Genomic DNA, 12,601 nt, shown 5'->3' on the forward strand with positions numbered 1-12,601 from the left:
TCATAAAGAGGGGGAGATAATATCTCCTCCTCTTTTTTTATATTTATATATTTGTGTACTATTGAAACCTATGAGATCTGTTAAGCCCATCCTACTCTTACTGTTTTCTGTTGCTTTTTTTTCGTGCAGGAAAGCCACCCTTTTCGAGAAAATCGAATCGTCGCACTCGGGGATAACGTTCAATAACCTTATCGTAGAGAACGACACCATCAACCCGCTGGATAAGCTGAATATTTATAACGGCGGCGGCGTAGGCATAGGCGATTTTAATAACGATGGCAAGCCCGATATTTACTTTGTAGGCAACGCTGTATCTAACCGCATGTACCTCAATAAAGGCGATATGCAGTTTGACGATGTTACCGATAAGGCCGGCGTTGGCGGCAAAGGCGGATGGGGCAGAGGCGTAGCCGTAGTAGATATTAATAACGATGGCCTGGCCGATATTTACGTGTGCAACACGCTGCTGAACGACCCTGCAAAACGCATGAACCTGCTCTACATAAACCAGGGCGTGGGCAAAGACGGCATCCCCACATTCAAAGAAGAAGCAAAAGCATACGGGCTTGATATCAATATACACTCTACCATGGCATCGTTCTTCGATTATGATAACGATGGCGACCTGGATATGTACCTCACCGTAAACGAGGCTCAATCTACCGATAACACCAGCGCATTCAGGCACCTGGCTACCGATGGCTCGTCGCGCAGCACGGGCAGGCTGTACCGCAACGATTACAACCCTGCGCTAAAGCATCCCGTTTATACCGATGTTTCTAAAGCGGCGGGCATACTGATAGAAGGCTACGGCCACGCAGCCACCATTGCCGATATAAACCGCGATGGCTGGAAAGATATTTACGTTACCAACGATTTTTTGCCCAATAACATCCTCTACATCAACAATCACGACGGTACGTTTACCGACCGTTCTAAAGAATATTTTAAGCACACCGCCACCAGCGCCATGGGCCAGGATATACAAGACATCAATAACGATGGCCTTGCCGATGTGTTTGAGCTGGATATGGACCCCGAGGATAACTACCGTAAAAAGATGTTCATGCCCGGCACGTCGTACCAGCTATACCAAAACTTCGATCATTACGGTTACCAATACCAATACAATCATAACACCCTGCAACTAAACCAGGGACCACGTCTGGGGCAAAACGATTCGATAGGCGCGCCTATATTTAGCGAAGTGGCCTTTTTTAGCGGCGTTGCCCAAACCGACTGGAGCTGGGGGCCGATGATAACCGACTTTGATAACGACGGTTACCGCGATATAGTAGTAACCAACGGCTACCCCCGCGATGTTACCGACCACGATTTTATCACCTTCCGCGACGAATCGTTCGCCGTAGCTACCAAAAAGCAAGTGCTCGATCAGATACCCATCGTAAAAATACCCAACTATGCTTTTCATAACAACGGCAACCTGGGCTTTGATGATGTCACAAAAAGCTGGGGGATGGATATCGCGTCCTTCTCTAACGGTTGTGTATATGCCGATTTGGATGGCGATGGGGCCATGGATATGATTATCAATAACATTGATGACGAGCCCTTCCTGTACCGCAACACCTCGCGCGATAAGGAGAAGGCCGATAATCATTTTTTACAGGTTCAATTTAAAGGAGGCCCTCAAAATTTGGGCGGCATAGGTGCCTGGGCCGATATTTACTACGATAAAGGCAAGCACCAGGTGTATGAGAATACGCCATTCAGGGGTTACCTTTCTACCATACAGAACATAGCCCATTTTGGTTTGGGCAAGGTTGATAAGATCGATTCGGTGGTTATTAAATGGCAGAACGGTAAACAGCAAACGCTGAAGAACGTAAAGGCCGACCAAACCCTTGTGGTGGATATAAAAAACGCCGGTGACGGCTATAGTTTCGATATCGCGCCTATCGCTAAATCTACGTTGTTTACAGAAGTTACCAGCTCATTGGGTATTACTTACAAGCACCAGGCCGATGATTTTATCGATTTCAATATACAGAAACTGCTTCCACATAAATTATCGGCCTACGCACCCGCAATAGCCGTTGGCGATATAGATGGTAACGGCTTCGACGATATGGTGCTTGGCGGCACCGCTAAATACCCTGCACAGCTGCTTTTGCAGCAGGCAAACGGCAAGTTTACCCAACGTAACCTGCTGGCGGCTGTTGGCCCCGACGAAAAATACCAGGACGAAGGCTTGCTATTGTTTGATGCAGACGGCGACGGCGACCTTGACCTGTACGCTGCAAGCGGTGGTTACGAAGACAAAACAGGGGCAAAATCATACCAGGACAGGATGTACGCCAACGATGGCAAGGGTAATTTTACCCTGCAACCCAACGCCCTACCCGCAAACTTTACCAGCAAGCTGTGTGTAAAGGCGGTAGATTATAATAAAGACGGCTCGCTGGATCTGTTCGTATCGGGCCGTGTTAACCCATGGAATTACCCTAAACCGGTATCGAGCTTCGTGCTGCGAAACGATAGCAAGAACGGGCAGATAAAGTTTACCGATGCCACCCCAACAGTAGCCAAAGGGCTGGACAATATAGGTTTGGTATGCGATGCCGCCTTTACCGACTACGATAACGACGGCTGGCCCGATCTGGTGCTCACCGGCGAATGGATGCCCGTAACCTTCCTGAAAAACGACCATGGCGTGTTCAAAAACGAAACGCCAACCACCGGCATTGCCGATAAATTAGGCTGGTGGAACACGATAGCCGGCGGCGACTTCGACCACGACGGCGATATCGATTACATTGTAGGCAATACGGGCACAAACACCTTTTATAAAGCCAGTGACGAATATCCGGTGTACATCACCGCGAAAGATTTCGATAACAATAATAGTTATGATGCTTTTCCGTCTTTGTTTTTGAAAGACCGCGAGGGCAAGATGCAGGAGTTTCCGGCCCATACGCGCGAGGATATTGTTAAGCAGATGATCAGCATGCGCGTACGGTATCAAAATTATAAGTCGTTCGCGGTATCAACCATGGATTCGGTGCTTACGCCCGCTATGCGCGAAGGCGCCATCAGGTTAAAAGCCAATACCTTACAGTCGGGTTACCTGCGTAACGATGGCCATGGTAAATTTACCATGTTGCCGCTGCCTGCCGAGGCGCAAATATCGCAGTTGGCCGGTATGGTAGTAGATGATTTCGACGGAGATGGCAACCTTGATGTAGCACTAAACGGCAACGACTATGGCACCGAGGTAAGCACCGGCCGGTACGATGCTTTTAACGGCTTGCTGCTAAAAGGCGATGGCAAGGGCGGCTTTAAGCCTTTATCCATAATGCAAAGCGGTATTTATATCCCCGGCGACGGCAAGGCATTGGTAAAATTGCGTGGGGCAGGCGGGCAATACCTGCTGGCGGCCAGCCAGTTTAGGGGTGCCCTAAAAATATTCGAGCTGAAGAAGCCCGTGCAAACCATTGCTTTGCAGCCAACTGATATGTTTGCTACCATTGGGTACAAAAACGGGACAACCGCAAAACAAGAATTTTATAATGGACAATCGTTCTTGTCACAGTCGGGCAGATTCTTTAATATTGGTGGTTCAATGGCTTCGGTTACCATAACCGATATTGCTGGCCACAAAAGGAGCATACCAATTAAATAACCTATTGCACTAAATTATGAGATACATTAAAGTATTATTTGTCGCCGCGTTTTGTTTGGTTATCGCCGGCTGCGTTAATAAATCCAAAATAGCCCTTAAAAGCGATGCCGACGTATTGCACGAAAATGTAGACCAATTAACCCAGGTTATCATATACGATGTGTTTACGCCGCCCGTGGCCAGCCGCATATACGGTTATACTTCGTTGGCTGCCTACGAAGCCATGCGGTATTCAAACCCAAAATATAATTCGATAACGGGCCAGTTGAAGGGCTTCAAAAAAATGCCCGAGCCCGAAAAAGGCAAAAAGTACAACTTTGCGCTTGCTGCTACCAAGGCTTTTTTCACGGTAGCGCATAAGGTAACTTTCTCTATTGATACCCTAAAAAAATACGAATCGAAAGTATTTGCCATGTATCAGGACAACCTGGATACGGCAGAGTTTTCGCGCTCGGTTGATTTTGGCGAGAAGATAGGTAAAGCCATACTGGCCCGCGCCGCATTCGATAATTATCCGCAAACGCGCGGCAAGCCTCGCTTTATAGGCAGCAGCGACCCTGGTAAATGGCGCCCAACCGCTCCCGATTATCTGGACGGCGTTGAATATTGCTGGGGTACCATGCATACTTTCGCTATAGATACGTCTACCCAGTTCAAAATGCCGCCGCCGCCGCCCTTCAGCACGGATAAAAACAGCGAATTTTTTAAGCAGAACGTAGCAGTTTACGAGCAAAGCAAAAGCCTTACGCCCGAGCAGATAGAGATTGCCCGTTTTTGGGACGATAACCCCTTCGTAATAACGCACCAGGGGCATTTGATGTTCGTTAACAAGAAGATTACGCCGGGCGGCCACTGGATAGGCATAACCGCTATAGCCTGCAAAAAAACCAAAGCCGATGGCGTAAAAACCGCGCAGGCCTATGCTTTAACCTCTATTGCCCTGTTCGATGCCTTTATAAGCGGCTGGCAGGTTAAATACGATACCCGCTACATAAGGCCGGTAACCGTTATCAACGAAAAAATCGACCAGAAATGGCTGCCTATGCTGCAAACCCCGCCCTTCCCCGAGTATCCGAGCGGGCACAGCGATATCAGCGCGGCATCGGCAGTAATGCTTACGCATTTATTTGGCGATAATTTCGAATACGACGACACCAGCGATCTGCGTTACATAGGTATGCAGCGCCACTTCAAGTCGTTCATGAAAGCATCGGATGAAACATCCATTAGTCGCTACTACGGAGGCATCCACTATCTTAACAGCGTAAATGCGGGTGCCGCACAAGGCAAGCAGATAGGCGAATACATCTGGAACAAGCTAAAGCTGACCAATTAATATAGGCGGCGTTACTTTTATCATCAAAAATGAAAAGGACTTTTTTATTTACCTCCTGCATATTATCGGGGGTATTGGTATTATCCATAAGCACCATTTTCAATAGCTGCAAAAGCAAGGTTGGCGGGCCGTATGAGCTAACAGGCGATACTTTGGCCGATGGTAAAGCGCTTGTACAGCAGCATTGCACCAAATGCCATGCGCTTGTGCCGGTTGATGCACTCACCAAAGATGTATGGACGATACACACCCTGCCGGCCATGGCACAGTTCTTCTCGATAAAAACCTACGGTGCCGATTACTATAAAGCCGATAACGATACCAGCGGCATGAGCCTGGTTAACTGGCAGGCCATCGTATCCTACTATAAGAAAGCAGCACCCGATACGCTGGTTGCTGCAAAGGCCCCTACGCCATTATTGAATGATTGGGCGGGCTTTGCCCTGAGGAAAGCCGAGAAAACGGCGGATATTGCCTTTACCTCGATGGTAATGGCTAACCCTAAAACCGGCAACATTTATACGGGCGATGTGGTAACCGGCAATTTAACCGAGTTTAATAACCAGCTTAAGCCTATAAACAAAGTTAATTTGCCTTCGGCAGCTGTCGACCTTAAATTTATAGCAGATTCTGCCGGGGTAAACCAGGCCATTGTATCGTGCATCGGTCGTATCGATCCGGTCGATTTTCCTAACGGCCGCGTATTTAAGGTTAATCTGGGCAGTACGCTAAAGCTTAACCAGTTAGAAACCGACCTGCCGCGACCCGTGCAAACCCTAAGTGCCGATTTTGATAAGGATGGCAAACAGGAAGTTGTGATATGCGCCCAGGGTTTCCACACCGGCGGCGTTTACCTGCTTAAAGCATATGCAGACGGCAAGGGGTACAAGCGCACCTCCATTGCCGATAGGCCGGGCGCGGTACAGGCCGTTACCGGAGATTTCAACAACGATGGCTGGGCCGACGTTATGGTGCTATACGGTACCGGCGATGAAGGCCTTGCCATGTACATCAACAATAAAAAGGGTGGCTTTGATGCTACGGAGCTGCTGAAATTCCCGCCTACCAACAGCTCCACCAGTTTCCAGCTGGCGGATATTGACCACGATGGCGACCTGGATTTGGTTTACACCTGCGGCTACAACTTCCACGATTCGCGCATCCTGAAACCATACCATGGCTTATACATTTACGAGAACACGGGCAAATTCAGCTTGAAGCAAAAATGGTTTTACCCCATTAATGGTTGCACCAAAGCCATTGCGGCCGATTTTGACGGCGACGGCGACCTGGATATAGCTACCATTGCCTTTTTTGCCGATATGAAAGATAAGCCGGCCGAAGAATTTATATATTTTGAGCAGGATAAGGCCATGCAATTTAAGCCGCACGCCATCCCGGTAAGTAAATTAGGCCGCTGGATGGGCATGGATGTTGCCGATATAAACCACGATGGTAAGCCCGATATATTGCTGGCCAACTATGCTACCGGCTTTTTGTTCCAGCCGAATTTTGCACCAAATTGGGATGAGCATACGCCCTTCATCGTGTTAGAGAATCACACAAAAAAATAAATGCCATATGCAGGCGCAGCAGGCATAGGATATGCGGTGAGTAGGAGATCGCTAACCACCACGTCATCCCGAGCGAGCTGCGCGAGGCTGGAGGGCAGGGGTGAGGCGAGAATTTATGCGGCGTGTATGCGTGTACGCATATCAACGTATTCTTACGCCGTGACCTTCTTTCAAACCTGGAAATTCCTGGAAAACCATAGCTGAAACTGTTCAAAAACCTGGAAAAAGCTGGACAAGATTTCGCAGCCCGCAAATCTGCATTTAGCCTACAAATGCCATTTTGATGCAAATTTCGCCCTTTTTTAGCCTGCGATGAAAAAACCATAAAAAAGCGTAAAAAAGTCCGAAAAAAACCGAAAAGCACAGATTTTCACGGGTGTTTTTTGCATGTTTGAACCGCAGCCGGGGCAATAAAACCGGGTTTGAAATTATCTGAATCTGTCATGTTTTCCGGCTGATTTTCCAATTTTCTATAAAACAAAAACTAGACAAACAAAACTTCTCACCATCCGCCCAAATAGTATAACCAAATGATAAATAAGTACACTCTTTTCGCCCGCGTTGAGCGTAGTTTTACCTCGTTAACTATTACTGATGAAGAAACTATTTTTCGCCGCCACGTTCGGTACCCTCATAAACGCTTTGCTGCTTACAACCGCTTTTGCCCAGCAGGTTAAACAGGTAAAGCTTACCAATTTCGATTTACAATCCTCCTCGCTTATTAAAGAAAACGGTGCCGAACTATCGACCACAAAATACCATTCGGGCGTTTATTGGTTCCCGGTAAAGGTACCCTCAACCGTGCTCACCGGCCTGGTAGCCAATAAAATATACCCCGACCCCTACCAGGGCCTCAACAACATGCTGATACCCGATGCTTCGGACCAGTTCAACAAAGAGTACAACCTGGAGCAATATAGCCACCTGCCAAACGACCCCAACCCATGGAAAAAGCCATACTGGTACCGCACCACCTTTAAAGTGCCGGCGGCAGACAAGGGCAAATTTTTTCAGCTGATATTTAAAGGCATCAACTACCGCGCCGCGGTATGGGTAAACGGCAAGCAAATTGCCGATTCTACCCAAATGGCGGGCATGTTTGCCGAACATAACCTTGACGTTAGCGCAGCCATTATAGCCGGTGGCGATAACGCCCTCGCCGTAAAGATATACCCGCTTGATTATCCGGGTTATCCTGCAAAAGAACAATTGAAGGCCCTCGGCCCATTCTATGAAAATGGCGGCCCTACAGGCGATATCGGCAAAAACGTTACCATGCTTTGCTCTGCAGGCTGGGACTGGATACCCCCCGTGCGCGACCGTAACATGGGTATCTGGCAACCTGTATTCCTGCGCACCACAGGCGGCGTTACCATTGGCAGGCCCAAATTAGTTACCGACTTACCCAAACTACCCGATACCAGCGTGGCTAAGCTATCCTTGAGCCTCACGCTGGCCAACCATAGCGCGGTGGCAAGTACCGGCAAGCTCACCATCAGCATAAAACCTGAGAACTTTACGGGTGCAGCTGTACAGTTCTCGCAAAGCTTCAACGTGCCTGCCAATGCAGGCAAAACGGTGTCGCTCAGTGGCGATAATATTAGCCAATTGCTTATCAAGCAGCCAAAGCTGTGGTGGCCAAACGGCTATGGGAGGGCCAATTTATACCGTATTCGCTTACAATATAGCAGCGGCACTGCTGTTTCTGACGATACCACGTTCGTTTTCGGCATACGTACGGTAAGCTCTAAGGCCGAGGTGGTGAACGGTTTTGTGCGCCGTAAGTTTTTCGTGAATGGCCAAAATGTGCACCTGGTTGGCGGCGCCTGGGTGCCCGATATGATGGTGAACCGCGATTCGGCACGGTACGATTATGAAATGCACCTGTGCCGCAACGCCAACGTGAACCTGGTGCGTATTTGGGGTGGCGGCGTTACCGAGCCCGATGCTTTCTGGAACGCAGCCGATAAATATGGCCAGATGGTATGGTCAGATTTTTGGATAACCGGCGATACCCAGGGCGAATTCAAAGGCTCGCCCGATTGGCCGCTGGAGGGTAACGTGTTCATCAACAACGTGGAGAGTACCATATACCGCATACGCAACCACCCCAGCCTGCTGGTTTGGACGGGCGGCAACGAGGGCCACGCCCGCAAAGAACTGTATGATGTAATGCGCAACGACATCATTACGCTGGATGGCACGCGCCCATTTATCCCAAGTTCATCGGGCTTTGCCAAATTGCCCGAGGGTTGGAAAGGCTCCTGGCCGGATGATATGCCATCGGGCGTGTACAGCGGCGGGCCATACGAATGGAAAGACCCTAAAGACTATTACGCGCTAGCCAATGCCGGCAAGGATTGGGTGTTCAAAGATGAAACCGGCCTGCCATCGCAACCGCCATACACTACCCTCAAGCGGATAATCCCCAACCTGGTTTGGGATACCAAACTGCCTTTCCCGCTGAATGATAGCTGGGGTTATCACGATGCCGCCACCGGTGCAGGCAGGTACGATAAGTACATCAACGAAATGGCAAAACGCTACGGCCAGCCCAAAACCATGGTGGAGTTCAGCGATAAAATGCAGCTGATGAACGACAACGGCTACCGCGGCATTTTTGAGGCCGACGGCCATAAATTGAACGAAACCGGCGGCGTAATGCTCTGGAAGCTGAATGCCGCGCTACCCAGCGTTATCTGGCAGATTTACGATTGGTACCTGGAACCTAACGCGGGCTACTACGCTATGCAAAACGCTTGCGAGCCGTTGCACATCCAGTATAATTACGATAACGGCAGCGTGGCCATCATCAACCGTATGCACAAGGCTACCGGCAGTTTAACCGCCACCGCCGATGTTTACGATGTGGATAGCAAACTCATCAAATCGATAAAGGTTGCCCATGTGGGCCTCGCCCAAACAGGCGTGCAGGAAGTGGTACAATTGAAAGACGTATTGGCCGGCAACAAAAGCATGAGCTTCGTGGTGCTTAACCTGAAGAATGCTGTCGGCAAAGTGCTGTCGCATAATGTGTACTGGTTATCGGCTACCGATGACTTTAATGCGCTGAACACGCTGAAAACGGCCACTGTTATCGCCAAAGTCATCAAAACCGAAAAAGGCGCAAGCGAAAATAAATGGACTATTACGTTCAGCAACACATCTGATAAGCTCGCTTTCTTTGTGCGCCCGCAGTTGATGAGCAATGGCGACGAAGTGATGCCCAGCTATTGGACGGGTAACTACTTTTCGCTCGCGCCGCACGAAAGTATTACCGTAACTGTAGGCGCTCCGCTGGCCAAATTAGGCGGCAAAACTCCTACAGTACTATTAGAAGGATGGAACCTGCAAAAACAGGTAATTACGTTGCCAGTTAAATAGTTATATATAGTTGGGAATTGGTGTAAGCCGGGCGACACTTGCCCGGCTTTTTTTTGCACGGCCACCATGTACGAAAGTGTACGTAGTAGTGTCCGTTATCGTACACCTCAAAAATAAAAAAGGCTCTAAATACTGTTTCAAGGCAGTTTTTGCGGGTGGCATTGGCTTTGACTTAGTTTGGCAAGCTAATTAACTAACCCAACTGTTATGATAAAAAACCTCTTTAAAACCGCATGGCGTAATGTGTACAGGCAAAAGGCCTACACGTTTATCAACATTATCGGCCTGGGCTCGGGCATTGCCGTTTGCCTGGTGATTTTCGTGTTGATACAGTTCCATACCAGTTTTGATAACTTCCACGCCAAAAAAGACCGGACGTACCGCCTGCTTACGGAGTATCACCATGCAGATTCTAAAGAGATTTTTTACGGGAAAGGCGTGTCGTGGGCTATACCGCAATTCCTGAAACAATATATACCCGGCGTGCAGGAAGTTGCGCCGGTATTCAACGCCCGGCAAGAGCAAATGCAAGTGTTGAATGCAGAAGGGGAGGTATTAAAGAAATTTAAAGAGACCCAAGGCGTATTCGCAACCACACCCGCTTTTTTTCGCATTTTCGATTTCCCGATGCTGCAAGGCAGCCCCAACGTGCTGAAAGACCCCAACATTGTTTTGCTAAGCCAGGCTACTGCCGAGCGTTACTTTGGCGACTGGCACAAGGCCATTGGCCAATCTATCAAATGGAATAATCAAACAACCATGAAAGTGGCCGGCATCATCAAAAATGCCCCTGTCAATACAGATTTCAACCTCCAGATCGTAATGTCGCTAGGCACCGGTTGGACCGAACGCATGGTGAAAGAGCATGAGTGGAACGGCACCATGGGTAGTTTTGGCTGTTATGTATTGGTACCCCCCGGTATGACGGGCGATTACCTTACTGCCCAGGCACGTGCCATGGTGAAAAAGAACCACGAGCCCGACAATAAAGATAGCGAAATAGCCCAGGCACTGAATGCTGTGCATTACGATACCAAAGCCGGTGATTTTTCAGATAAAAGCATCAGTCCGCAGATGATAACCATGCTTTGGATGATCGCATCCTTCATATTGGTAATAGCCTGCGTAAACTTCATCAACCTGGCTACTGCGCAAGCGATAAATCGTGCTAAGGAAGTAGGGATCCGCAAAGTATTGGGCGGCAACAGGGGGCAGCTACAAATGCAGTTCCTGGCAGAGACCCTGGTAATCGTATTGATTTCGCTGGTACTGGCTGTTATCATCAGCTTAATCGCCATTCCCATGATAGGTAAAATAATGGATCTGGCACTTTCTGCAGCTATGCTGCTACAATTTAAGGTTGCTGCATTTGTAGCCGGGTTAGTGGTAGTGGTTACTGTGGTAGCCGGGTTCTATCCGTCTATGGTGTTATCGGGCTTTAACCCAATCAATGCATTAAAAAGCAAGCTTGCATCTAAAGTGCCTAAGGGGATTTCGCTAAGGCATGCCCTGGTGGTGTTCCAGTTCGTGATAGCGCAGGGGCTCATTATCTGTACTTTCATCATCGTAAAACAGATGAACTATTTCACTAAGCAAAGTATGGGCTTTGCCAAAGATGCCATCGTTAACGTGCCTTTCCCGGGCGATAGCGCAGGCATCAGCAAACTGGACTACCTCAAACAGCGTTTGGCTACCATAAAAGGAGTGGAGGCAACCAGCCTTAACTCGAGCAGGCCCGCCGATGGCGATGAAGACTGGACGAACTTTATTTTTGAAAATTCGCCTAAGCGGGTAGATTTTTATTCGATAATAAAGATGGTGGATGAGAACTACGCGCCGCTGTACCAACTTAAATTTGTTGCGGGCCATAACCTGGCCCAATCAGATACCATCCGGGAGTTTTTAGTTAATGAGGCCTTGGTTGCCAAACTTGGCATCAGTAAGCCCGAAGATGCTTTAAATAAGCAGATAGCATTTAACGACAAAGTAAAAGGCAAAATAGTAGGCGTGCTGAAGAACTATCATAACCGTTCCTTTAAAGAAGAGTATGCGCCGCTGCTGATTTCTTCCAATAAAAAGCAGTTTTCGCTTGCCAGTATCCAATTGTCGGCAGCAAATTTCAAAACGGCTTTGCCCGAGGTTGGGAAAGCTTGGAACGATATTTACCCCGAATTTGTGTTCGAATACGAGTTTGTAGACGACCAGTTGGCCAGCTTTTATAAACAGGAAAACCAACTGAGCCAGATATACCAGTGCTTCGCAGTAATTGCGATCCTACTAAGTTGCCTGGGTTTATACGGCCTGGCCTCGTTTATGGCAGTGCAGCGTATCAAAGAGGTGGGTATCCGCAAGGTGCTGGGTTCATCGGTATCGGGCATCGTTTACCTGTTCTCTAAAGAATTCGTAGTGCTTATCGTTATCGGCTTTGCTATCGCATCGCCCATAACCTGGTACCTGATGAATAAATGGCTGCAGGATTATACCTATAAGATCAGCATCAATTGGAGCATATTTGCTATGGCGGGCGGCATAGCGGTTTGTATAGCCCTGGCCACCGTGAGTTTCCAGCTGATAAAAGCTGCGTTAGTGAATCCAATTAAGAGTTTGCGTTCCGAATAAGAAGCTGAATTTAAAATTATCTAGTTGATTATGAAGTATTTGTAA

The 12,601-nt window shown here is 48.4% G+C and carries 5 protein-coding genes; all 5 read left to right on the forward strand.

Features of this window, described 5'->3' with window-relative positions; genetic code table 11:
* Positions 1–70: 70 nt before the first annotated feature.
* The 5 genes from AC1DYT_RS18460 (at position 71) to AC1DYT_RS18480 (ending at position 12,556) form a co-directional block, all read left to right on the forward strand.
* Positions 71–3,643 carry a VCBS repeat-containing protein gene (locus AC1DYT_RS18460; RefSeq protein WP_477471007.1) on the forward strand — a complete coding sequence of 1,191 codons (3,573 nt, stop codon included), beginning with the start codon at positions 71–73 and terminating at the stop codon, positions 3,641–3,643.
* 16 nt (positions 3,644–3,659) lie between these two features.
* Positions 3,660–4,979, forward strand: a complete 1,320-nt coding sequence (locus AC1DYT_RS18465) for a vanadium-dependent haloperoxidase (protein WP_477471008.1) — start codon at positions 3,660–3,662, stop codon at positions 4,977–4,979.
* A gap of 29 nt (positions 4,980–5,008) precedes the next feature.
* Positions 5,009–6,553, forward strand: a complete 1,545-nt coding sequence (locus AC1DYT_RS18470) for an FG-GAP repeat domain-containing protein (protein WP_477471009.1) — start codon at positions 5,009–5,011, stop codon at positions 6,551–6,553.
* A 594-nt stretch (positions 6,554–7,147) separates the two neighbouring features.
* Positions 7,148–9,937 (forward strand): glycoside hydrolase family 2 protein, encoded by a 2,790-nt coding sequence (locus AC1DYT_RS18475; protein ID WP_477471010.1) that lies wholly within the window; start codon positions 7,148–7,150, stop codon positions 9,935–9,937.
* Positions 9,938–10,144: 207 nt separating this feature from the next.
* The gene (locus tag AC1DYT_RS18480; protein ID WP_477471011.1) at positions 10,145–12,556 is read left to right on the forward strand and encodes an ABC transporter permease; all 2,412 of its coding nucleotides are present in this window, start codon (positions 10,145–10,147) and stop codon (positions 12,554–12,556) included.
* Positions 12,557–12,601 lie beyond the last annotated feature (45 nt).

The sequence above is a fragment of the Mucilaginibacter sp. P1_D10 genome (assembly GCF_056406215.1).

What these genes read in the sequence shown, in the direction of transcription:
- AC1DYT_RS18465 (WP_477471008.1), top strand. Translation starts at nt 3,660, where the DNA reads ATGAGATACATTAAAGTATTATTTGTCGCCGCGTTTTGTTTGGTTATC.
- AC1DYT_RS18480 (WP_477471011.1), top strand. Translation starts at nt 10,145, where the DNA reads ATGATAAAAAACCTCTTTAAAACCGCATGGCGTAATGTGTACAGGCAA.
- AC1DYT_RS18470 (WP_477471009.1), top strand. Translation starts at nt 5,009, where the DNA reads ATGAAAAGGACTTTTTTATTTACCTCCTGCATATTATCGGGGGTATTG.
- AC1DYT_RS18460 (WP_477471007.1), top strand. Translation starts at nt 71, where the DNA reads ATGAGATCTGTTAAGCCCATCCTACTCTTACTGTTTTCTGTTGCTTTT.
- AC1DYT_RS18475 (WP_477471010.1), top strand. Translation starts at nt 7,148, where the DNA reads ATGAAGAAACTATTTTTCGCCGCCACGTTCGGTACCCTCATAAACGCT.